29 protein-coding genes and 3 tRNA genes are annotated in these 23,358 nt (G+C 44.5%); 29 read left to right on the top strand and 3 right to left on the bottom strand.

Going from position 1 to position 23,358, the window contains the following annotated elements; genetic code table 11:
- Positions 1–25 precede the first annotated feature (25 nt).
- From rpsH to secY, 9 genes are all read left to right on the top strand, one after another.
- Positions 26–421 (top strand): 30S ribosomal protein S8, encoded by a 396-nt coding sequence (gene rpsH, locus TM074_RS01875; RefSeq protein ID WP_052198823.1) that lies wholly within the window; start codon positions 26–28, stop codon positions 419–421.
- 191 nt (positions 422–612) lie between these two features.
- Complete coding sequence (locus tag TM074_RS01870; RefSeq protein ID WP_369000683.1) at positions 613–1,152, top strand: NUDIX hydrolase; 540 nt, start codon at positions 613–615, stop codon at positions 1,150–1,152.
- A gap of 34 nt (positions 1,153–1,186) precedes the next feature.
- Positions 1,187–1,333: a hypothetical protein gene (locus tag TM074_RS01865; RefSeq protein ID WP_369000682.1), complete on the top strand. Its 147-nt coding sequence runs from the start codon at positions 1,187–1,189 to the stop codon at positions 1,331–1,333.
- Between the two features lie 124 nt (positions 1,334–1,457).
- Positions 1,458–1,988, top strand: a complete 531-nt coding sequence (locus TM074_RS01860) for a hypothetical protein (RefSeq protein WP_369000681.1) — start codon at positions 1,458–1,460, stop codon at positions 1,986–1,988.
- Between the two features lie 90 nt (positions 1,989–2,078).
- A complete protein-coding gene (gene rplF, locus TM074_RS01855) occupies positions 2,079–2,612 on the top strand; it encodes a 50S ribosomal protein L6 (RefSeq protein WP_138077895.1) in 534 nt (177 codons plus the stop codon).
- 2 nt (positions 2,613–2,614) lie between these two features.
- A complete protein-coding gene (gene rplR / locus TM074_RS01850) occupies positions 2,615–2,965 on the top strand; it encodes a 50S ribosomal protein L18 (protein ID WP_369000680.1) in 351 nt (116 codons plus the stop codon).
- A gap of 1 nt (position 2,966) precedes the next feature.
- Complete coding sequence (gene rpsE, locus TM074_RS01845; RefSeq protein WP_369000679.1) at positions 2,967–3,557, top strand: 30S ribosomal protein S5; 591 nt, start codon at positions 2,967–2,969, stop codon at positions 3,555–3,557.
- Positions 3,557–4,030, top strand: coding sequence for a 50S ribosomal protein L15 (gene rplO, locus TM074_RS01840; protein WP_369000678.1), 474 nt, complete (start codon positions 3,557–3,559; stop codon positions 4,028–4,030). The genes rpsE and rplO overlap by 1 nt, the downstream gene beginning before the upstream one ends.
- Positions 4,031–4,160: 130 nt before the next feature.
- On the top strand, positions 4,161–5,633 hold the full coding sequence (secY, locus tag TM074_RS01835; RefSeq protein ID WP_369000677.1) for a preprotein translocase subunit SecY: 1,473 nt from the start codon (positions 4,161–4,163) through the stop codon (positions 5,631–5,633).
- A 52-nt stretch (positions 5,634–5,685) separates the two neighbouring features.
- On the opposite strand, the gene TM074_RS01830 is transcribed toward secY, so the two are convergent.
- Positions 5,686–6,261 (bottom strand): hypothetical protein, encoded by a 576-nt coding sequence (locus tag TM074_RS01830; protein WP_369000676.1) that lies wholly within the window; start codon positions 6,259–6,261, stop codon positions 5,686–5,688.
- Positions 6,262–6,366: 105 nt separating this feature from the next.
- Here TM074_RS01830 and infA point away from each other — a divergent pair, with 105 nt between their 5' ends.
- The 19 genes from infA to TM074_RS01735 all read left to right on the top strand — a co-directional run bounded on the left by infA (position 6,367) and on the right by TM074_RS01735 (position 17,509).
- Entirely contained in the window at positions 6,367–6,612 is a 246-nt protein-coding gene (infA, locus tag TM074_RS01825) for a translation initiation factor IF-1 (protein ID WP_039327371.1), read from the top strand.
- 54 nt (positions 6,613–6,666) lie between these two features.
- Complete coding sequence (gene rpmJ, locus TM074_RS01820; RefSeq protein ID WP_082001337.1) at positions 6,667–6,783, top strand: 50S ribosomal protein L36; 117 nt, start codon at positions 6,667–6,669, stop codon at positions 6,781–6,783.
- A 2-nt stretch (positions 6,784–6,785) separates the two neighbouring features.
- Complete coding sequence (rpsM, locus tag TM074_RS01815) at positions 6,786–7,172, top strand: 30S ribosomal protein S13 (RefSeq protein WP_039327369.1); 387 nt, start codon at positions 6,786–6,788, stop codon at positions 7,170–7,172.
- 15 nt (positions 7,173–7,187) lie between these two features.
- Entirely contained in the window at positions 7,188–7,577 is a 390-nt protein-coding gene (gene rpsK / locus TM074_RS01810) for a 30S ribosomal protein S11 (RefSeq protein ID WP_138078946.1), read from the top strand.
- A gap of 2 nt (positions 7,578–7,579) precedes the next feature.
- Complete coding sequence (gene rpsD, locus TM074_RS01805; protein ID WP_369000675.1) at positions 7,580–8,200, top strand: 30S ribosomal protein S4; 621 nt, start codon at positions 7,580–7,582, stop codon at positions 8,198–8,200.
- 21 nt (positions 8,201–8,221) lie between these two features.
- The gene (locus TM074_RS01800; protein WP_369000674.1) at positions 8,222–9,145 is read left to right on the top strand and encodes a DNA-directed RNA polymerase subunit alpha; all 924 of its coding nucleotides are present in this window, start codon (positions 8,222–8,224) and stop codon (positions 9,143–9,145) included.
- Positions 9,146–9,147: 2 nt separating this feature from the next.
- A complete protein-coding gene (rplQ, locus tag TM074_RS01795; RefSeq protein WP_369000673.1) occupies positions 9,148–9,534 on the top strand; it encodes a 50S ribosomal protein L17 in 387 nt (128 codons plus the stop codon).
- Between the two features lies 1 nt (position 9,535).
- Positions 9,536–9,967, top strand: coding sequence for a 50S ribosomal protein L13 (gene rplM, locus TM074_RS01790; protein ID WP_369000672.1), 432 nt, complete (start codon positions 9,536–9,538; stop codon positions 9,965–9,967).
- 1 nt (position 9,968) lies between these two features.
- The gene (gene rpsI / locus TM074_RS01785) at positions 9,969–10,367 is read left to right on the top strand and encodes a 30S ribosomal protein S9 (protein WP_039327349.1); all 399 of its coding nucleotides are present in this window, start codon (positions 9,969–9,971) and stop codon (positions 10,365–10,367) included.
- Positions 10,368–10,439: 72 nt separating this feature from the next.
- A complete protein-coding gene (locus TM074_RS01780; protein ID WP_369000671.1) occupies positions 10,440–11,255 on the top strand; it encodes an alpha/beta fold hydrolase in 816 nt (271 codons plus the stop codon).
- 44 nt (positions 11,256–11,299) lie between these two features.
- Positions 11,300–12,904 carry a hypothetical protein gene (locus TM074_RS01775; protein ID WP_369000670.1) on the top strand — a complete coding sequence of 535 codons (1,605 nt, stop codon included), beginning with the start codon at positions 11,300–11,302 and terminating at the stop codon, positions 12,902–12,904.
- A 72-nt stretch (positions 12,905–12,976) separates the two neighbouring features.
- Positions 12,977–14,137, top strand: a complete 1,161-nt coding sequence (gene trpS / locus TM074_RS01770) for a tryptophan--tRNA ligase (protein WP_369000669.1) — start codon at positions 12,977–12,979, stop codon at positions 14,135–14,137.
- 10 nt (positions 14,138–14,147) lie between these two features.
- A complete protein-coding gene (locus TM074_RS01765; protein ID WP_369000668.1) occupies positions 14,148–15,293 on the top strand; it encodes an RluA family pseudouridine synthase in 1,146 nt (381 codons plus the stop codon).
- Positions 15,293–16,102 (top strand): hypothetical protein, encoded by an 810-nt coding sequence (locus TM074_RS01760; protein WP_369000667.1) that lies wholly within the window; start codon positions 15,293–15,295, stop codon positions 16,100–16,102. Before TM074_RS01765 ends, TM074_RS01760 begins: the two co-directional genes overlap by 1 nt.
- Before the next feature lie 10 nt (positions 16,103–16,112).
- A complete protein-coding gene (locus TM074_RS01755; protein ID WP_369000666.1) occupies positions 16,113–16,799 on the top strand; it encodes a tetratricopeptide repeat protein in 687 nt (228 codons plus the stop codon).
- A 42-nt stretch (positions 16,800–16,841) separates the two neighbouring features.
- Positions 16,842–16,918: transfer RNA gene (locus TM074_RS01750), tRNA-Thr, on the top strand.
- 6 nt (positions 16,919–16,924) lie between these two features.
- Positions 16,925–17,009, top strand: a tRNA-Tyr gene (locus TM074_RS01745).
- Between the two features lie 89 nt (positions 17,010–17,098).
- Positions 17,099–17,386 carry a hypothetical protein gene (locus tag TM074_RS01740; RefSeq protein WP_369000665.1) on the top strand — a complete coding sequence of 96 codons (288 nt, stop codon included), beginning with the start codon at positions 17,099–17,101 and terminating at the stop codon, positions 17,384–17,386.
- A 47-nt stretch (positions 17,387–17,433) separates the two neighbouring features.
- A tRNA-Thr gene (locus TM074_RS01735) sits at positions 17,434–17,509 on the top strand.
- A 35-nt stretch (positions 17,510–17,544) separates the two neighbouring features.
- Here TM074_RS01735 and TM074_RS01730 read toward each other — a convergent pair.
- Both TM074_RS01730 and TM074_RS01725 read right to left on the bottom strand, forming a co-directional pair.
- A complete protein-coding gene (locus TM074_RS01730; protein ID WP_369000664.1) occupies positions 17,545–18,510 on the bottom strand; it encodes a restriction endonuclease subunit M in 966 nt (321 codons plus the stop codon).
- A 6-nt stretch (positions 18,511–18,516) separates the two neighbouring features.
- Positions 18,517–22,818, bottom strand: coding sequence for an Eco57I restriction-modification methylase domain-containing protein (locus tag TM074_RS01725; protein WP_369000663.1), 4,302 nt, complete (start codon positions 22,816–22,818; stop codon positions 18,517–18,519).
- Positions 22,819–23,092: 274 nt separating this feature from the next.
- Between TM074_RS01725 and rpmG the strand changes: the two genes are divergently transcribed.
- A complete protein-coding gene (gene rpmG, locus TM074_RS01720; RefSeq protein ID WP_039327321.1) occupies positions 23,093–23,311 on the top strand; it encodes a 50S ribosomal protein L33 in 219 nt (72 codons plus the stop codon).
- Positions 23,312–23,358 lie beyond the last annotated feature (47 nt).

The following is a 23,358-nucleotide window of genomic DNA, read 5'->3' as shown; positions in this document are numbered from 1 at the left end:
AAGGAAAGGAGATTCGACAATGTCTATGCAAACTACAGACCCAATCGCCGACCTTCTGACGCGCATTCGCAATGCGAAACTGGTTGGCAAGACGGAAGTTCGTGTTCCGTCCAGCAAGATGAAAAAAGTCATCGCTGAGCAATTAGTCAAAAACGGCTACCTCGCAGATGTTAAACTAGAGGACGCTAAGCCTCGTGGCGTGCTGGTCGTGACCATCAACGAAGAAGGTACCAACAGCACCATCAACGAGATCACTCGTGTCTCAAAGCCAGGTCGTCGTGTCTACGTCGGCGCTAGCGAGATTCCAAAGGTGAAAAGCGGCCGCGGTTTGGTACTCATCTCAACCTCAAAAGGTGTCATGACTGGCGCTGAGGCAGCCAAGGCGAAGCTTGGCGGTGAGTTGTTGCTGAAAGTGTACTAGTTTCCCGACATCACAATCACGCCAGAAACATAAGAGCGCTCCTCAAACGGGGGGTGCTTTTAATAATTGGAGTTTAGCGATAATTGTCGCTCTGTGCTATAAAAGAAAACGTAGGACACTTTCTGACACCCGGGGATATAAAGTATAATAGACTAGGCTGGCTAGCCCAGGCAATAAATTTAGTAGATATTATGAACACCATAAGAAAAACTATTAAAGCACGCTCTTGGAAAGATGGTAAAGAAATTCGCCTGGAAGATCAGGCTCTTCCAGTAAATCAGGTATATGCTTGGCTTTTTACTCACGATAATAAAATAGCCATCGTCTCTAAGGATGGTCGAAAGTGGCAGCTGCCCGGTGGAAAACCAAATAAGCACGAGACCTGCTTGCAAACTATTGTACGTGAAGTAGAAGAAGAGACGGGAATTAATACAGACAGCGTATCTAGTCAGTATAAGTTCTTTGGTTATTACGATATCTTGGAAACAGATAGCTTAAAAAATGATAACGAGTACTTACAACTTCGGGTTAGCTTGAACCTTGATAAGAATGCCGATGAGTATATCTTACATCAACAGAACGAGGACAAAGAGCAAATACAGGAAGAGCAGATACGGTATGCTAAATTTGTAACAGTTGATGAACTCACACGACACATTCCATGGGCAAGCGAAAGCGCAGAGTTGCAGGCCGCTATACAAAGCCAAATAAATAATCTACCCACCGTGTAAAAGTAGTAGTTAAACATGGTAGAAAGGTAGCAAGATGAAAAAAGTCATCGCCGAACAATTAGTCGGCTATCTCGCAGATGTTAAACTAGAGGACGCTAAGCCTCGTGGCGTACTGGTCGTCACCATCAACGAAGCGGCCAATCAAAAACTTGGCGGTGAGTTGTTGTTGAAGGTGTACTAGAGGATCACAATAAATGAAATAAAGCCCCTCTCGTGCAGGGCGTTTATTTTTATATGCTTAAAGATCAGTCAGCCCTCGCCTAATATAACTTTTAGTATAACGTATTTTGCTATACTGTAATCATATGCGTAGCTTCCTCCATATGACAAAAACATCAAACCAAGCAGAAATAACTGTCAAAGATGTCTTCACTGTTGATTTTTTACCCTTCTTGTTATCTATTGTCGTTATGGTGCCACTGCTCTACGGAATGGGCTGGCTTATTGGCAGTGCTGACCCCAGGCAGGGAGTTCCCAGTTATTATATTCAGGTACTATTTATGGAAAATCCTCTCGTTGAGTTAATCATGGTCGCCGCTGCCTGCTTTATTGCTGTCGGACAAAAGCCACAGGCACGCTTCTGGTCGACAATGGGGATGGCTACATTCATTGCTCTAATTGATGCATCAAACTTTCTTTGGCACATCGATGTCAGCGGCTATTTAAGTATCTTCGCTGGTATTCTGTTAATGATCTCTGGTTGGCGGCTATGGGATTATTACGAAGTGCGTAAAATCTACGCCATGACGGAACCGTATTTAACCAAGGCTGCGCTAGCGACATATATTACTCTCGGCATTTTGGCGATTGTTCTACTCATTCCATACGGTAACTAAGCAGGACGATCAAAAACCTTGCATTTCACCCCTAATCTATGCTAAAATACCAGGGTTAATATCAAATCACACGAAAGGTGAGTAATGAGTCTGAGTCGAATCGGAAAACTGCCGGTGGTTATTCCGGCCGGTGTGACAATCACGGTTGACTCTGGTGATGTGGTCGTAAAGGGCCCGAAAGGTGAATTGACACAATTCATCACGCCAGCAGTTGAGGTGAAAGTCGAAGACGGACAAGTCACGGTTCATCCGAAGGATGAGTCCAAAACTGCTCGCGCCCAGCACGGTCTGATGCGCGCGCTGATCAACAACATGGTAATCGGCGTTACCAAAGGCTATGAGAAGCGTCTCGAAGTCAATGGTGTCGGTTTCCGCGTGAGTTCCAGTAACAATGAGCTGGAAATGGCGCTCGGGTTTTCACACCCAGTCAAATACAAAGCCCCAGAGGGCATCACCGTTACCAATGAAAAGATGACCATCATCGTTAGCGGTATCAATAAACAGCAAGTCGGTCAAGTCGCTGCGGAAATCCGCGCGCTGAAGAAGCCTGAGCCATACAAGGGCAAGGGTATCAAGTATGCCGACGAGCAGATTTTGCGCAAAGCAGGAAAGACAGGTAAGTAATCATGGCTGAAAACAAGAAATTACTCAACCGCGCTCTTCGCAAAAACCGCGTTCGCGCGAAAGTTTCAGGCACTGCAGAGCGCCCACGCCTAACCGTCACCATCAGCAACATGCATGTTAGTGCTCAGCTGATCGACGACGTCGCAGGCAAGACATTGGCTGCCGCAACCACCGTTGGCACCAAAGCAAAAGGTACGATGAGCGAAAAATGTGCTACCATCGGTACGGAAATTGCTAAGAAAGCAAAGAAAAGTAAAATTAGCGCAGTGGTCTTTGACCGCAATGGCCGCCAGTACGCTGGTCGCTTGAAGGCATTGGCTGAGGCTGCGCGCCAAGAAGGATTGGAGTTCTAGTATGGCAGAACAAGCTGCAAATACTACCCCACGCGCAGAAGGCCGTCGGCCTCGCAGTCCGCGTGGTGGTCGCCGCGATGACCGGCGAAATGTGCGTGATGACGTACCAAAAGAGTTTGAAGAATTGGTCATCAACATTGACCGCGTGTCCCGCGTGGTCAAAGGTGGCCGCCGCTTCCGCTTTAAGGCGTTGGTGGTTGTTGGTAACCGCAAGGACAAGGTCGGTGTTGGTGTAGCCAAAGGTGCCGACGTGCAAGCTGCCGTTGCCAAGGCAACCTCAGTTGCTAAGAAGCACTTGATCACCTTGCCACTGAATGGCGAAACAATTCCACACGACAGCGAAGTCAAGTTTTCAGGCGCCCGCGTACTGATCAAGCCAGCCGCTCCTGGTACCGGTATCATCGCTGGTGGTGTTGTCCGACAGATCATCGGTGTAACTGGTGTTCGTAACCTGCTGACCAAGTCACTTGGTTCAACCAACAAGGTGAACATCGCTTACGCAACCATTGAAGCATTGAAATCACTGGTTCCGCACGAGGAGTGGCTGGGCGTTCAGCCGGTCAAAAAAGCTGCTAAAAAGGAGGCTAAGTAATGAAATACAACGATCTCCAAGTTTCAGCAAATAAGAATAAAAAGCGCGTCGGCCGCGGTATCGCTGCTGGTCAAGGTAAAACCGCTGGTCGTGGTACCAAAGGTCAGAACGCCCGCACTGGTAAAAAGCTTCGCGCTATGTTCCAAGGTGGTCAGCGCCCACTGGCTCAGGCTGTGCCAAAAGCTCGCGGTTTCAAGAGCTTGCGCACGCCAGCTCAGGTAGTCTACCTCGACCACTTGAACGCCTTTGACGGCAAAACTGTCGACAACGCATTGCTATTTACCGAAGGCTACATCGCGACACCGTTCCACACAGTCAAGGTGATAGCCCGCGGTGAATTGAAAGCCAAGGTTGACTTGAAAGTGCAAGCTGCGTCCGCTTCAGTCGTTACAGCGATTGAAAAAGCTGGCGGCTCATTTGAAAAAGTCGCAACACCGCTGCGCCAAAGCATGAAAGAAGCTGAAGAGAAATAAATATTCTCGTCAAGCACAAGAATCCCCTCCACAGAATAAGGGGATTCTTTATTTCAGTATGGAAATATTAGTTGTGGTAATGTATAATTAACAGAGTTAAGAATTGTTAGAGACTATGAGGGGCTAAAACATGAATTGGAGAATAATTTTCCGCTCGCTAAAAAATAAAGACATGCAAAAGCGATTATTGATTGTCGTTGGAATAATCGTCGTTTACAGATTGTTGGCGCATATACCAGTGCCATTGGCTGAACCGACCCAGCTACGTAATGCGATTTCATCAGTGCTCGGACAGACTGATTTGGGCGGAATTTTGAACCTGCTTTCTGGCGGCGCACTATCAAGCTTTTCTTTAGTGTTGGTCGGACTTAGTCCATTTATTACCGCCAGTATCATTATTCAGCTATTAACTAAAGCAATTCCGAAGCTAGAAGAACTTCACAAGGACGGTGAAACTGGTCGTCGTAAAATTCAGCAATGGACACGCATGATTACCGTTCCGTTGGCTATCGTTCAGTCAATCGCCTTTATCTTCATTCTACGCCAAACAGTTCTTCAAGGTGGCTCAACAACGCTAGCTGACCCAACGACGATGGAGTGGATTGTATCTGTTACCGCCATGACTGCTGGCTCAGTTCTGTTGATGTGGCTAGGTGAATTGATTACGGAGCAGGGCATTGGCAACGGTATTTCCATCGTGATTTTTGCCGGAATTATTAGCCAGCTACCGCAAATGCTTGCGTCGCTCATTTCTTCACTGCTCGACACTTCATCAGGCAGCCTGAACGTATTTAACTGGTTTACGCTACCTCTTAACCCGACCATGTTCTGGACAGTGCTTATCATGTCTATTGCGGGACTTATCGTTCTGTACTTCCTGGTGAAAATCAACGAAGCGCAGCGTGTTATTACTATCAATTATGCCAAACGCGTCCACGGCAATAGTAACTATGGTGACGTAAAAAGCATTCTGCCAGTCAAGCTGATTGCGGCTGGCGTTATCCCAGTTATTTTTGCAGTTGCGTTTCTTAGCTTGCCGCAGTTCGTTGGTCAAGTCATGAAAGCATCTGGTAATGCCAATCTTCTGCCGACAGCCGACAAGCTCATCACCTGGTTCCAGGCGCCAAGCGCTGGCTCATTTACAGGCAGTACTGCTGAAGCGTTCATCTATCCAACGCTATACTTCCTCTTAGTCATCGCCTTCACGTACTTTTATACTGGCATCGTCTTTAATGCTAATGAAATTGCTGAAAACTTACAAAAGCAAGGCGGCTTCATCGAGGGTGTTCGTCCAGGCGCTCAAACCGAGAAGTACTTAACAAAGACCGTTAATCGCTTAATTCTGTTTGGCTCAATTGTTCTGGGAATTGTAGCAATTCTGCCATTTGTCGCTGAATATCTGACATATCATTTGACGGGCCTACGAGGCTTACGCCTATCAATCGGCGGTACCGGAATCCTGATTATTGTATCAGTTGGACTTGAGACCTTAAGGCAGATTAACTCGCGAGCATTGATGGTCACCTATGATGACTTTGACCCAGATGAGTTACTCGACGGTGGTAAAAAATCTAAAAAACGCCGCTTGTTTAAGAAAAAATAATTATTATAAAAAATCCCCGCCGATAAAGCGGGGAATTATTTTATAAAATATTCTAGCGTAACCTGTAATCGTAAGATAGATTATCGCCATCTTTTTTCTCGTTTTGACAGACTGGCGCGATTTCCTTACTAATGTTATTCTCATCAGTCATTTTGCAGCTTGGAATATCGAACGTATTAAACTGGTTAGTTGGTGAAATTGCTTTCCAGCCATCTTCCTTCTTAACCGCAAACATTCGCGCAGCCGTACTGCCACAGCCAAATCCCAGCAGCAATTGTTTCTCATCACGCGAATGAGTAATCACGCTGGCCGCACCGCTGTTATCATTGCAGCCCGACTTCTCAACTTCTTTTTTCAGAAAATTAAGAATTTCCTGTGTGGTCGCATCATGCCGCGCAACCGCCTTACCGCCCTCAAGCCGAAAGCCTAAAGACCCCAGACTAACAAAACCATTACCGACTTTTTCTGCTACCTGAGGAGCTTTATGTGGAACTTGGTTTTTCAACTGCCAAGCTAAGCAGCTACTTATTAGCGCTAAAATTACCACCACACCAATCAATACCGGCACCAACATCTCAATCTGAGATTTTTTCGCCTGAGTTTTTGTCCGATTTTTCGTACTTGCCATAAAAATCCTTATGTTAAATTTGATAGCTAAATTATAGCACATAAATTTATGAAAATACCCCTTGTCAAACTACGCCTGGTACTGTATAATTGACAACTGTAACTTATGGCGAGTCAAAAGGAAGTCATCAAAATGGTAGGAAAGGTAGTGGAAGCACTGCCTAATACTCAATTTAGGGTGGAACTGGAGAACGGCCATAGTATCATCGCGCACATTTCAGGACGAATGCGCAAGCACTATATTCGCCTAGTGCCTGGTGATAAGGTTGAAGTTGAGATGACCCCTTACGATCTTACAAAGGGACGAATCAGCTTCCGCCTACGTGACGATCGACCCCAGCAGGGCCGGTAGTCAAATATTAACGTTAATCTCGGGTTTACTCGGGAAGGGAGATTTGAGCACTTTATGAAAGTTCGTGCAGGTGTGAAAAAAATCAGCCCCGATGACAAGTTTGTCCGCCGTAAGGGTCGGTTGTACGTCATCAACAAGAAAAAACCTAAGAATAAGCAAAGGCAGGGTTAAGCATGGCTCGAATTGCTGGGGTAGTTATCCCAACAGAGAAGCAGGTGCAAATTGCGCTCACCTATATTTATGGGATTGGGCCAAAGCACGCTTCGAGCATCCTTGCGGCGGCTAAGATTGAGCCGACCACTCGGGTGAAAGATCTCACCGAGGCTGAAGAAAACAAGATTCGCGAAATTATCGACAGCGAATACACCGTCGAAGGTGATCTCCAGCGCTTGGTAACTAACAACATTAAGCGCTTGAAGGATATCAACGCCTATCGCGGTCTTCGCCACAAAGCAGGACTGCCGACACGCGGACAGCGGACTCGTACGAATGCACGAACTCGCAAGGGTCGCGCCATCGCCGTGGGCGGTACACAACCAAAAGCAGCAAGTAAGACCTAAAGAAAGGACTAAGAAATGGCAGACGCAAAATCTACCAAGAAAAAGCAGCGCCGATCAGTCCCAGCTGGTCAGCTGCATATTCAAGCAACATTTAACAACACCATTGTTACCTTTTCTGACAAGAAGGGTAACGTGTTGACCGCTTCATCAGCTGGTGCATGTGGTTTCCGCGGTAGCAAAAAAGGCACCGCCTATGCTTCACAGGTTGCCGCTGAAAAAGCTGCTGAAGCTGCGAAAACTCAGTATGGTTTGAAATCAGTTGACGTTTTCGTCAAAGGTGTCGGTTTGGGCCGCGATGCCGCTATTCGTGCGGTTGGCGCTTTCGACATCTCAGTAGAAAGTATTAAGGACGTAACTGGCGTGCCTCACGGCGGCGTTCGTCCACGAAAGGCACGGAGGGCATAATTATGGCACGAGATAATTCACCGATTGTCAAGCAAAGCCGCCGCGAAGGTTATGCGCTTCATCCAAAAGCACATAAAGTTTTGGCACGAAAATCTGGCATTCCAGGTCAGCACGCACACAGCCGACACAACAAACCAAGTTTGTACGCAACACAGCTGCGTGAAAAGCAAAAGGTTCGCCGCCTGTACGGTTTGGTTGAAAAGCAATTTGCTCGGCTGATGGACGAAGCAACACGCGCCCAAGAAGGTTTGGCAGGCGAGAACCTGTTGAAATTGTTGGAGCGCCGCCTGGACAACGTCGTTTACCGCTCTGGCTTCGCTGTATCACGCCGCGCTGCTCGCCAGCTGGTCAGCCACGGCCACTTTGAGCTAAACGGCCGCCGCGTCGATATTCCATCGATTCGTGTTAAGGCTGGCGACGTCATCACTGTTCGTCCAAAGAGCACCAAATCTGAGTACTTTACGCACATTGACGATGTAATCAACAATTCAATCCAAGGCCCACTGAGCTGGCTAAAGAGCGATAACAAGAAGCTGAAGATTGAAGTAACTGGTTTGCCAAAGCGCGAGGAAGCAGAAGCTGACATCAACGAGCAATTAATTGTTGAGTATTACTCACGATAAAAGAAGGGTTAGGGAAGAATTATGGCAAAAGCAATTTACAATCCAGCACTCGCGAGCGTTGATGACATTTCAGCGACCAGTGCTACTTTTCTAATCGAGCCGCTTCACCCAGGCTACGGTAATACTCTTGGCAACTCACTACGCCGCGTTCTGCTATCAAGTGTTCGTGGTGGTGCGATTGTCGCTTTCAAAATTGAGGGCGCAACTCACGAGTTTACCACTGTTGAAGGTATCAAAGAAGATGTTGTTGACATCATGCTTAACCTGAAAAACGTCCACTTGCGCGTATTTACCGATGAGCCAGTTGAGCTACGCTTGGAGAAATCTGGTGCCGGTGAAGTAACTGCCGCTGATATCAAGACAAACGCTGATGTTGAAGTCGTTAACCCAGAGCAAGTAATTGCTACAATTGACGATCCAAACAAGCATTTGGTGATGGATTTGGTGGCAGAAGCAGGTTGCGGTTACCAGACAATTGAAGAGTCAAGCGAAAACCGCTTGCACAGTGACATGATTGCTATTGATGCAATGTATTCACCAGTGTTGCGTGTTCGCTACAAAGTCGACTCAACTCGTGTTGGCCAAGAGACAAACTTGGATAAACTAGCAATTACCGTTGAAACCAACGGTACAGTTACTCCACGCGAGGCGTTTGAAGAAGCAGCGGCAATCCTGGTTAACCAATACACGGCCTTAGCAGGCAACACCATGGTGACTGGTGCGCCAGCACTTGGCACAACCAAAGATGACGAAGAGTCAGAATTGGCTATGTCAATTGAAGAATTAAACCTAAGCGCCCGCACGACGAACGCGCTGATTAACAATGAAATCCGCACGATTCGCGACCTGGTGACTTTGACCGAGCAAGATTTGCGAGAATTGAAAGGCTTTGGTTCAAAGGCGCTGGATGAAGTACGCGACAAGATGGCGGAGTTGGAGTTTTAACTATGCATAGACACGGATATCAAGGGCGCAAGTTCGGCCGTGAGCGTGATCAACGGCGAGCCTTGCTGAAAGGGCTGGCAACCAGCCTGGTCGAGCACGGCAAAATCGAGACCACCTTGCCGAAAGCCAAAGAGCTGAAGCGCCACATTGAAAAAATCATCACCAAGGCGAAGAAAGGCGATCTAGCCAGCCGCCGCCAGGTGATCGCAGCACTCAGTACCCGCGCTGCTGCTTACAAACTGGTTGATGAAATTGCCCCACAGCTGGGCGGCCGCACCAGCGGACACGTTCGCGTTGAACGAACACGCCTACGTGTTGGCGACGGCGCTCAAATGGCAATCATCGAGTTTGTCGACGACATCAAACCAATGCCAAAGAAGGAGAAATAAGATGAAGACTTATTCACAAAAACCATCTGAAGTTTCTCGCCGCTGGGTATTGTTTGACGCGAGCGAATTACCACTGGGACGCCTGGCAACTGAAATTGCTAAACACCTGACTGGCAAATACAAGCCAACTTACACGCCGCACGTTGATGGTGGCGACTACGTCGTGGTTATCAACGCTGCAAACACCGTCGTTACGGGTTACAAGGAAACTGACAAGTACTACTACCGTCACAGTGGTTTCCCAGGCGGCATCAAAGAAACGCAGTTCAAAGAAATGCGTGAACACCACCCAGAACGAATTATTGAAGAAGCTGTCAAAGGTATGCTGCCAAAGAACAAATTGCAAGCAGAACGCCTCAAGCGCCTGCGCGTATTTGCTGGTAGCGAGCATGCTCACACAGCACAAACCCCAGAGAAAGTTGAGGTAAAGTAATATGGCTACTGATACCTATTTCTACGGCTTGGGACGACGCAAAAGTGCTTCAGCAAGTGTTCGCTTGCTTCCTGGCAAGGGCACCATCACCATCAACGGCAAAGCAGCCGCTGAGTACTTGGATGGCAACAAAACCTTGCTAGCCGAAGTGACCGACCCACTAGCTGTCGTCAGCAAGCAAAAGGAATACGACGTTACCATCTTGGTCAAAGGTGGTGGCCTCGCTGGTCAAGTTGACGCCATCAAGCTTGGCATCGCCAAAGCATTGACGGCTGCTCACGCTGATCTGCGTCCAGTTCTGAAGAAGGCTGAGCTATTGAAACGTGACCCACGCGAGAAAGAGCGCAAGAAATATGGTCTGCGTTCTGCCCGCAAGCGCGAACAATTCTCCAAGCGTTAAACAGAGGAGAGGCCAATTCTCGAGAATACTCCGTCATATGCAGGCGGGGTATTTTCATAGTATACTAAGGCTATGTTTGATAGAATAATCCATCGCTGGCTACGTATTCCTTACACCTTAAACGTGCATTATTTTTGCCGCCCAGTCAATCCAAAGTCTACGATTTTACTTGTCCATGGATTAGGCACCTCATGGCGCACCTGGAAGCCATTGACGCAATATCTACCCAAGGACGCGGTGGTTATTGCTATTGACATGTTGGGATTTGGCAATTCACCAAAGCCCGACTGGAAATCCTACAACGTCCAAGATCAAGCTACCAGCATCGCCGCCACTCTGCGCCGCGAATCAATCACTCACCTGGACATCATCATCGGTCACTCCATGGGCTCGTTGGCCGCCGTGGAGATCGCTAAGAAATATCCGCGATTAAGCCGCTCTTTAATCTTATGTAGCCCGCCAATATATCAACCTAAAGCTAACGAAAAAATCCATCATCCAGAAAAAATATTACGCGCCCTATACAGCCTTATCAACAAGCACCCAAGGAATTCAAAGCGCCTATTGCAATTTGCCGACCGACACAACATATGGCCCGATGCTGGGTTTAAGGCTGACAAAGTCACCGCCAAATCTTTCCTGACCGCATTAAACGCCGCAATTATTAATCAAACCACGATGGCTGATATATCACAATTGAAACTACCAATTACTATTCTGTCAGGCAAACTCGACCCGCTGATTGTCGAACGGAATTTGAAGCAATTAGCCAAAGAGCATAAGAATATAGCCCACCGCTCAATGACTATGCAGAGCCACGAAATTACCGATAAATATGCCAAGTGTTTGTCTGGGATTATAAGGCAGCACTTGACTATCAATAAATAGCCCCTATTGACTTTAATGTAATATCGTCGTATAATATGGGTATTATGGAAACTGGAAGATCTGACTTAAATAACTATAACAATCCTTTTGAGCAGCTAAAGCCATCGCTCGAAGATGTACGCAACCACCCCGAGCTTCAGTTGCCGCCTGAAATTGAGGCTGCTTTGGAAGGCGCAAAAGGCATCTTTGCTTATGTAGACCTATTCGACGGAAAAACTCGACGTATGGCGTCCTTTGGTGCACGCCCCGAACTCAGCGCTATAGATCCTCAAAATGGATTAAGCGCAAGCTCGGCTTTATCTACCATGGAAAGGGCCTACAGAAACGGCGAGGCTACTGTCGCTGACGTTGTGAGGATGACCCTTGCTGTAGCACGCCTAGATGACTACCCAAATGACAAATTTATTAGTGTCCCTGTCATTAGAAATTGGATAGATACTTTCTATAAAGATAAGACAGAAGAGTACAGAGGACTATCCAAAGAAGATATTGAGAAGATTAATGCTGCAAACAACTGGCTTGATAGCAATAGGGGAATGATTGCTGAATTCTTAAGTAAAAACTTATATAAAAAAGCTGAGGAATTTATGATAGGCACTACGCGCACAATTACTGAATTCGACAGTACGTGCAATTACGCTGCAAATAATGCCACTTGTTGTGAAGATCTACGCTTCGACGCTCTACTAGAAGAGCAAATTAAAAATAACATCATAGGTCAGCTCCATCAAAATAAGGAATCTTTAAGAGAACAAGCGGTTAAATACTGCATTAGATACATCGCAAGATTAGAGGATGGTGGAATTCTAGAGCCATCTAAGAATGATTACGACTATGGTTGCCTTGCTACCCTAAAGGAATACTCGAGTATCCCCGAGATCAAAGAAAAATTAACAGACTCAAATATTATAGAAAAAATTATTAATAATATTGAAGCGTTGTCTGAATTCACTGACAGTATTACAAACAACCCAGACATAGAGAATTTCACTTCACTCATCGAGGAAAAAGCCAAAAAAGCAGAATATCCTAACCCTAAGTTTTTAGGCGACTACCAAAGTAAAATTTATTATGAAAATACAACCACAATAAGCCCAGAAGACGAAGATTATAAATCTAAGAGGGATGTCATATTAAACAACGAAACCTACAGGCAATATTTTACAAAAGAAATCGAATACATTCTTGATCCGTACATGCTTGCTCATACTATCATGAATAATTATCCCTTCAATCATAGAATAATTAGCTCAATCTTTAATATTGTAACGTCAGAAGACAAAGAGCTTATAGAAGTGCTAGGCTTATCTGACGAGTCTCAGAAAATTAAAAGCTTCTTAGATAATAAAGAGGATTCTAAAAAAATAAGGAAATTAGCTCTACTTAATTTATTACCAGAAGATACTTTTACAGATAACCAAAAAAATCTGATTGCCTCAAAACATGATATTGAAACTATATACAAAAATATAGCAGATGCATCAATAGGAAGGTGGTCCGAAATAAAAAAAGCTGTGTCTATCTTATTTAAGTTGCTTGAAGAGTGTGGTATAGAAGTGAAAGTGGACGAAGAAACTGTGCTAAACGCTGCCGATAATACTGATTACTTAAAACATGAACCGTTACAATATGATGACGAGCTTTACTAACCAGCCGTCTAATCACAACAACAAATACGATAATTAGCATCACACCATAGTAGAGTGGTATAATTATATTCAATGAAATCATCAAAACCCGTTATCCTCACTGGCGTGCGCGCCAACAACGATATTCACATTGGCAATTATTTTGGTGCCATTTTGCCGATTGTCGATATGGCGAAGCGCCGCTCGGCCGATTTTGATATCAATCTGTTCATCCCAGATCTTCACAGCTTCACTACGCCGATTGACCACAGTAAATTGTACGACAGCATCCTCAGCAACGCCCGGATTTATACAGCCGCCGGACTGCCGCTGGACAAACCAGCCATTCATCTGTACCGCCAAGGCCGCGTTCCGGCACACAGCGAGCTGGCGTGGATTTTGGATTGCTTCACCGGGTTTGGCGAGATGAGCCGGATGACGCAGTTTAAGGATAAGGGTGGTAAGATAGATATTCGCAGTGTCGCCGAGAGAATCAAAAAAGCTCTTGATGCGCAAAAAAATGACGATAACATTCTGGGAAGAATGGAACTTATGCAACTATACAACGAGCTAACTTTCGAAAAAGAAGTCTCCGTCGGTCTCTTCAACTACCCAGTTCTGATGGCTGCCGACATCTTGCTTTACGGCGCCACTTACGTGCCAGTTGGCGACGACCAGACGCAACACCTAGAATTTACCCGCGACATCGCTGAGCGGATGAACCGCAAATTTGGCGACTTATTCATCGTGCCCAAACCAGTTGCCGAGCAACATCAATTCTTCGGTAACGACCAAGGTCTGAGAATCAAAGATCTGATGAACCCGACCAAAAAGATGAGCAAATCCGACGACAGCGGCAAAGGTGTCATTTTCCTTGGCGACGAGCCAGAAGTGGCACACAAAAAGATTATGAGTGCCACCACCGACTCGCTGGGCAGAGTACAGTACGACCGGGACAACCAACCAGGAATTTCCAATCTACTGGAGATTTTGACGCTGGTACGCCAAGACGCCGGAAAAGACGTCAGCTTGGATCAGACCATCAGCCAGTACACCGGTATGGAACGCTATGGTGATTTCAAGCGAATCGTGGCTGATGAAGTGGCAGAATTCTTGGCGAATTTCCAAGCGCGTCTGGCGGCAGTTGACGAGGAGGCAATTGAACGCAAACTGGAGTCGAGCGAGCGCGACATGAACCTCGTCGCTAACGAAACCTTGTACCGCGTCCAAACGGCCGTGGGGCTGCGGAGATAGGAACACTCGCGTGAAAATTTCGCCGCGCACCGTCCTCAAGATCGCCAGGCTATATCAACTGGCAGATAACAACACGCCCGTCAAGGCCTTGCGCCACCTGAAGATTCAGACGGACGAATCGCACATTGTGGCGGAGTTTATCCTGAACAAGCAGCATTTCGCTGTAATCTACGGCTCAATTGTCGACGAAGAATCGATTGACGAGCTGTGGCCTGACAAGCCAGCCAATGCTGAAACTTTGCCAAATCCGCTTGATTCGAGCTGCACCGAGACGCCATTTCAGGGCAAGTTTGTCATGATGTTTCGAATTGTACCGACCAAGCAGCGCCTGGACGTTCACTTGTCCACGGACTTTGACCCATCAATTTCGCGCAGTCTCTGGCAAAAGTACATCAAAGCCGGCTACGTGTCGGTCAACCAGCACGTAGTAACGACGCCGAAATTTGATGTCGACGAGACCGACGAGATCGCCGTCAAGCTGCCAGAACAGGAGCAGGCCAGTGCAGAGCTGCCGATACTATACGAAGACGACGACGTGATGGTGGTAAATAAACCGAGCGGGCTCCTGACCCACGCGAAGGGCGGGCTATCGACCGAGCCGACAGTAGCGGAAATTATTCGCCCCAAGACTTCGTTTGCCTCGGACACCGACCGGCCGGGCATCGTCCATCGGCTCGACCGCGACACTTCGGGCGTACTGATTATCGCCAAAACTTCTGACGCTGCGACCCATTTACAACGGCAATTCGCCCAGCGCACCACTAAAAAAACCTACCTGGCGATTACCGACGACGTACCGAAACTAGCCGCCGCAAAAATCGACCTGCCGATTGGCCGCAATCCGTCCGCGCCCAGCACCTTCTGCGTCAATCCGAACGGCAAACCCGCCCAAACAACTTACCGCGTACTGACGGCGACTGATATTCAGGCGCTGATTGAACTGAAACCTACCACCGGCCGCACCCATCAACTCCGCGTCCATATGGCATACCTAAACACGCCAATTCTCGGCGACCGCGTCTACGGCAAGCCAAACGCCAGCCGCCTGATGCTCCACGCCCACAAATTAGAGATTACGTTACCATCTGGCGAACGAAAAACATTTGAAGCAGCCACTCCAGAAGAATTCAAGCAGCTATTTCCAGGGGAATTGTAGTGTCTGAAATCATTATCTCAACCCAAGACGTCCAAAAAATCGACCAAATCACCGCTAGGCCACCACACGCACTTTTAATTGTGGCAGACTATGGGCTAGACGGCAAAAGCGTGGCTCAAAAAATAGCTAAAAATAGTGATATCTTCCACTTGACTCCGCTTCCAGATAAACAGTCCATATCCGTTGAGCAGATTCGCGATCTCATTGCTAAATTACGAACTTACGCCATAAATCGCCGAACTATTATTATTGATGAGGCGGACTTAATGACTGAATCATCCCAAAACGCACTGTTAAAAGCCCTGGAGGAGCCAAATAAAAACACCGTCTTTATCCTTATTGCAAAAAATCCAAAACTAATGCTAGATACAATAAAATCTCGATGCCAAACCCTTACGCTTCATAAAACATCATCAGTCCAGGATAAAAAACTGCTTAAAAATTACAATTTAGACTCAGCCACTATCCAGCAAATCCTCTTTTTGGCTGCCGGTAGGCCGCTACTGATTCGTCAGCTAGCAGAGAACCCAGACAAATTCGCCGAATATCGACAACTAGCCACTGATGCGAAGCAAATTTTAGCCACAAATCAGGAATATACTAATTTAAAAAATATCGCAAAATATTTTACCGACCGCCAAAAAGCACTAATGCTCACTGATATCATCATCAACATGATTCGCTTTCAGTCCCTGTCTCGTGGCATGAATTCAACATTAGAAAAACAGCTCAATCAGACTACAATCGTCAGTAAAGCACTAAACTCAAACGCTAATGTCAGACTAGCGCTGATGCAACTTGTGCTATAATGATATAGATATGTTTGGACTATTCCTCATTCTAATTCTAATGATTTGGGCGATTTTTTATCATCCATCAATCAAAGACGCTGGTGATTTACCAACTAAAATTACCGAAAAGCTTGATCAGTTGTGGGTAATTGCCCAAGATTCAATTCGCGAAAATAAATATCTGCGAGCAGAAAAGGCCTTGCTAACCATCTTACGTGTCGACGAAAAGAACGCCACTGCCTATAATCGCTTAGGCATTTTATACGCCAAACAGCGCGCCTATAAAGACGCCATCGAGTGTTTTGAGATTGCCCAAAGTTTAGAGCCAAGCGCATCAAGCCTTCATAACGTTGGTCTGATTTACTATGAAACTGAAAATTATGAAAAGGCTTCATTGGCCTTTGAGCAAGCCCTGGAAATGGAAGACGACTTGGCGGCTCGCTACATCGCCTACGCTAAAGTCCAAGAAAAAATTGGAAATACGAAAAAGGTGATAAACGCACTAGAAAAGGCTGTTGAGCTAGAGCCAATTCCACAAACTCTTAAGATATTAGCAGAGGCCTATGAAAACTCCGGTCAATCAGACCTTGCTGAAGGTCTACGTAAAAAGGCCGCTAAGATGTTAACACCATCTACACCGGCTCAAAAAATTGTCGGTACTCCACGGCCGCGCCAACAGCGCAAAATCCATCAGCCACGAAAAATTGTCATGTAGGCTATTGCCACGGGGTTAAAAAATTGCTAAAATAAATCCAGTGCCGCTTTAGCTCAGCTGGCTAGAGCAACGGTTTTGTAAACCGTAGGTCCTCGGTTCGAGCCCGAGAAGCGGCTCCACATCACGCTGGAATCGTGTAGTGGCAATCACAGGAGACTGTAAATCTCCCGCCGTAAGGCTTCGTAGGTTCGAGTCCTACTTCCAGCACCAAGATTGAATTATCGCCTTTACGGGCGATTTTTTAGATGGGAAAAGCATACATTATTGACTTTTATAAGCATATGTGCTATTATATGAGCATGTTTGAATTTACAAAATCCATTCTGGCATTATGGAATAGCGAAAAAAACCAACGATTGAAATTACAATACGCCTATATTATGTTAGCTATAATCGGACTGGCTATAGCGGGATTATTGACATTATTTAACGCCTCGTCAGCACACTTGGCGGCATCAGCTTCAGGAATATTGTTCGTTACGTTCTTAGTCAATAGCGTAGCGTGGGGAATAATAGAGGCATTTGTCACGCCAAAACTGCCAAAAGAAGCCGGCATGCCAGCTAAAAAATCCACTCGTAAGAAATAACCCGGTTGATTAAACATGGCTTAATATGCTAAAATTAAGCCTGTTACGCCGCGATAGCTCAGTTGGTAGAGCGCATCCATGGTAAGGATGAGGTCTCGGGTTCAAGCCCCGATCGTGGCTCCATATGAAACACTGATTCGCAGAGATGCGGATCTTTTTCATTCTTCCTTCATTAAGTTTATAAATTTAACTGTTTTTCCTTTTTCCCAATCCATAATAAAGACATATTTGCCATTATGTTTAAAATGGTCATTATTTTTGCACCCAGCACACTCATTCTTAATAATCTTTGGAGATTCGCCCCATAATTTGACCATAGGGGGGATTTCTTTTTCTATCACTTCATGACGACAACTCATTGGTATTACGTTTTTAATTCCGTCCATCTGGAAAATGTTCCAAGAAATAATTTCCGCAACCCGTAATAACATTTCCATTTTTTCTTTTGATATTTTCCTGTCAAGATTTATCTTATCGTTAGGGAATTTGTCATTCCAGTAGTCGATGAAAGTGTATAAAAGGTTCTCTCTGGCTAGCAGAAGATTATCACCTTGCCATTCATATCCGTAAGAGCATTGAAAAGCAACAATCGCCCATTCCAGCCATTCTTTCTTATCATTACAATATGAACCGACAACTTGAAGCTTACGGTCTAAAAATCCCACCCTGTCAGACAGTTTCAAAACTTTTTTTCCATTAGCAGCGTTATATCTACCAACTATAAACGGCGCCTCGCCGCAGGTTATCTCCAGACGAAGTTCTTTGACGTAATCCTTCCAATTACTCTCGTCTGCAGGCCAGTTTCCTGAGCTCCAGTCTATCTGCCTATTCATTTGGCTAACGATATTTTTTGGCGTAAAAACCTCAGCCTTATCCTTTGTGCGGCTTTTTTGCTCCTCTTTCGACTTGGCAATTCTGGGCTGTATTAAATACGTATTTGTCCCTGTGATATCTAATATCGATATTTCTTGCTTTGGATTATGACCAACATAGGAGTCAGTGGCCCATAGGATGTTATGCGATTTTCGCTTCGTTGTCCGCGTCCTGTCCAGTAAAAGAACATCCAGCAAGTCGCCGTGGCGGCGAATGGTGTTTTCAAGGATGTCAACAGCGGAGTCTGGCACGTAATTTTATTCCATCGGGCGAACTTTTTCTTCTATGAAGGCAATTTCTTTATCGCTTAGATTATATTTTTTATACAACTGCTTATCAACTTCTTCAATAGACTTCGACCAATCAATATCAGATTCTGCAGTAAAGTCTTGAACGGGCACAAAGGAAAAGGCGTCTTTATAGTTAAATACAGCAGTCTTTTTAACTCCAACCATCGCTCGGAAGAACTTTGTCTTTACATATTTTAATAAATTCTCAGCCTCCACACTGTTATCAAATTGACCAACTTGTAAGAAGGTATCTGTACATATGAGCATCGGCGAGCCGAGCATCGGCGAGCCGAGCATCGGCGTACTAAATACCTCCCCAAAAACACCAGATCCATTTGCTCTAGGAATAAACACTTTGTAGGCTTTAGCTCCCTCTATATTCTTCTTTAGGGCTTGGTTAGGAATATAGCGAAACTCTCGCTTTCCCTTGATCAGTCCAATTATTTTATAATCATCAGGAAGCATACGCTTTTCTGATATCCTGTCTACTTTTTCATTATTTTTCACAAAGAAATCAGAGATGAAACCGAATGGGTTCCGTGAAGACACTAGTGTCTTCATGGAAGCATTAATGGGTTCCGTGAACTTATCATCCTGGACAGTATAATCTATTTTCTCCACTATATTAATCAATTCCGGGAAGCGTATTATGATATTATCATCCAACTTATTGCTGAAATTGACCCTATCCTGGAAAATATTCTTATTGTCTACAAGGGAATAATCGACCTTACCTTGATAGCCCTTCTTAATAACGAAATAGCAAATACCACCCTTTACGTCAACGCCAGAAAATACGTCTTGAGAGTTCGGGAAAAGAGTGAAGGACTTAATGCCGTAGCTCTTCATTTTAGCCACAAATCCGCTAGTCTCTCGATATGGTCCATCCTCTCCGCTCATCCACCTTGCCGGCATAACAAGAGAGACAATATCTGACATCTTAGTAGATTGTTCGACAAAAATTGGATATATACTCCTTGACATTTTATTGTTGGCGTTAGCCTCCTGATACGGCGGATTACCAACTACTGCTGTAAATTTCATGTTTAATGTCTCTCCCTTTTTAAACGTGTCCGTTAAATCTAATTGCTTAAGATTGTTATCATCAATATCTGAAAATGTCCCGTAAATGTACTTGCGTGCGATATTGTAGATAATATTCGTTGGTGCAAATCCATAAAGTTGCTTCTCAAGGATGTGTTTCACCCTTTCTGATTTGTCTGGTATTTTACTCCCAAGTCCTCTGTTTAACCTCTTTGCTATTTCCGTAAGGTACAGGCCGCTCTTTACATATAAATCCGCAAATGTGGCATTTGGATCTTCAAATATGCCAGGGTTATTTTCTTCCAACAAATCAAGCATTTTATTTACAACTTTTCTTGGTGTAAAAATCTGATTTGTTTTTAACGGACGAATATAGGAGAAGATGTCTTCTTTGGCGCCAGGGGAGAGATAATCCGCAATTTCCTGTCGCTTCTCCTCAAACTCTCGAATGGCAGCGTTAAATGTATAGCGATCAAAAAATCCTTCAAATGTTTCGCCGGTTTCTGGATTCGTCCATGGGCCGCGAATTTTACGGAAATCGTCTTTTGTGAATGGCTCACTATCTTTTTCTGTAAATAATTCCTCAAAATCCTTGTCAGAAACGGTATCCTCGATGTTATCCAATGTAATTTCATCTACGTCTTTACTGGCAGCCATAATGAATGAAGGAATAGCGCGAGTAAATGTACGTAATTTCCTCCTAATTTGGTCCATTTCAGACTTTTCTTCTTTTTCGTACTTATCTTCCTCTTCGCGAATTACAGTATCATTAGGGAGATCTTTTTCAATTATATTCGCCAGACTATCCGTTAACTTGTCCTGAGCTATTCTGTCTGCTATATCGCCAGACACAAATTCTTCTGCTGCCTCTTTGACCTTTTTACAGAGTCCATTTTTAATATTATCAAGCTCTGCTTTTGAAGGAGAGTAGGTCTCTTTATATTTCCCAAGGACTTCAGATATTTCAGGCATGCAGTCAGCGGTAATTTTTTCAACGATCTCATCTGCCTCCATATCCGAATCAACCGCAGACAATACAATATCCTGCATCCTTGAAGTATAAACCTTATTACCGAGTAGTTTATCCTTATTTACAGATATTCTGTGATCTCGATTCTTTTTACGATCTGGGTCATGCTGAACCTCTTCACTTTTAGTCTGTCTATCGGTATCACTAGTTGAAGGCGCCTTATTTAATGCCGCAATCACCTCAGAAGGAATATTGAAGACGTTGTTAATATTTACAAATAGAAGATTAGTGACAAAGCCGCGGTTCACAATCTCCTTTGCGACGATGGCTTTAGGGAAAGTCAAAACTTGCTCTGCATCCAATTCGATCATCTTACCAGATTCATCTTCCGCCAAGACAGGGAAGTAGTTCAGCAATTCTGCTACGTTCTGCTCTCTGATTTTTTCTGTAGCGTCACCTCTGGCTACGTCCGCCAATAGACTGTTGGCAAACTTGTCATAAACTTTAAGCACGCGATTCGGCGAGAAATCAAAGACGTAAGCCGACTTTTTACGACAGAGGTTGCCGTTATTATCTATAAATTCATACGGGTTCTGAGAACGGAATATTGCCTGCATGTACAGTGACTCAGATTTAATATCAGATAGCATAAGCACGGCAGACCACTCTTTAACGGTAACTCCAGTTGTCAATTGCCCGACAGATAAGGTTATGGTGCGATCATTCTCCTTGATGGCTTTTTTAACCCTACTCAGAGCTTTCTCGTTAGCTGCAGTATCCTTCATTTCATCTTCAGATGAATTACTGTCAGACTGAGATCTTCCATCGCCCGCGGCAAGCACTATTTTATATTCACTAAATACTGGGTGATGGCGCAACATTTTCTCCATAGCCATCGCTGAAGCAACACGGTTTCCTACCAACCAAAACGTGTGTTTTAATTGATCTCTTAATTCGGGAGTTGAGAATGGATATTTTTCATTTGAAGTTAATTGATTTAAGAATGTTGAAATATCATTCTCATGAACGAACTTGCCACTTGTGTCTGTTGCAAACATCTCATTCAGCTCAAAAGCATAATCGATATTTTCATCGTCCATCTCCATGCCTTTTTCAAGCCGATCAGAGATCATGTCGGATATCTTGTAGGTAAATAATCTCATATCTGGCAAATTAACGTGATCACCCGAATCGTCCAGATTTTTCAATTCTTCCTGCTTAGCTTTTTGCTCATCAATATAAGTCCAGTTGAATATCTGATTGTCCTTAAAATGTCCATCCGCTATTGCCTTAAAAGGCGTTCCAGATAAATGCAGCGTAAACCTGCGCTTAATTTTTCCAAAAGCTTCATTAGTTCTGTCTGTATCAACACCTTCGTGAGCCTCATCTATAATCAACAAATCCCACTTAAGATCCGCCACCCATTTTAATTTGTTGTGCGGTCCGCCAAAAACTTTACCGCCCTTTAAGTCCTGTAGACTTAAGAAAGTTATCTGTTTATCCTCACTTGATGAATTAGCCTTATCAAGGAACTCGTCCCTAGATAAGGTTTCGCGTTCTTTTAAAGAATCTGCCGTCGAAATAAAATAATATCCATCAATGAACTTATCGAAATCATCAAACCACGAATTGGCGATTGCTGGACGATTAGTAACTATCAGAACATTCTTAGCGTTAAACTTTTTTGCAAAATCGTAAGAAGAGAGAGTTTTACCGAAACGCGGTTTTGCGTTCCATAAAAATTCCGCTTCTTTATTTGGCAAAGAAAAATCTGTAGTCTGGTGAGATTCTGCATAAGCAAGGGTTTGAGAAACGGCACGTTCTTGCTCCTTTCTCAACTTATACGGACTTTTCTCGGAAGATCGACTGAATAAATTGCCATTAGCGTAATCATCAAACAATTCTTTAGATTTTTCTGGCGTACCATTGAAGTAAAACCATTCCTCGCCCAATCCGCCATCATCCTGTTTTTTACTCTTTTTAATTCCATTTTTTACGTAATATTTATGAAGATCTTTGTCCTTGAAGAATTCGCGAGTCACGTTAGAAAAGGAACTAGCACTCCATAATTTCTCATATCGCAATTTTACAGCTGCAGTCTTAGTCTGTTCTAATATTCGCGAATCAACGTCTTTACGTTCTGTATATCCAACTTTTTGCCAACCTTTATTTGCTGGAATATCCGGCAGAATATAAGAGTATATTTGAGGATAAATCCTCTTTGTGGTTTTTATTATTTTCTTATCATCATTCATAAATATCCTCCGCAGTCACTAAGTGAGTAACCTTTCTGATAATTATACTATAAAACGACCGCCAAAAACTTAGCTAATGGTATAGTCTTAACAAGGTTAGGAGGGTGTTATAACGAAACAATCGATAGAGCAGAGAATTGATAAAGTGCGCGGGTCAATGCTGAGTGAGGCGAAAGAAAGCTAAAATTAGTAAAATCTGATATGGTACTAGCATTTTCACTTCACCCATGCTATAATTAGTCAAGACGTTTTATAAAATCTAACGAGTAAAGAGATGGCAAAGAAGAATACGAAACGAAAGCTGATTGGTTTGGTGAGTAACTTGAGCAACCACCGAACTTACTATACTACTGTTAACACCCAGAACCGCACCACTAAAGGTCAGGGAAAATTAACACTGAAGAAGTACGACCCAATCGCAAGGCAGCACGCAACTTACACCGAGACAAAGAAGAACCTCGGTCGTAATGAAGTTAAAGCTCGTAAAAGCTAATTTTACCAGAATCACTAGTAAACTCCCTCAAATCCAGAGGGAGTTTT

The organism is Candidatus Nanosynbacter sp. TM7-074 (genome assembly GCF_041006295.1).
Lineage (GTDB): Bacteria > Patescibacteriota > Saccharimonadia > Saccharimonadales > Saccharimonadaceae > Nanosynbacter.
The sequence above is the reverse complement of the archived record's forward strand: the minus strand, read 5'-3'. Positions and strand labels throughout refer to the sequence as shown.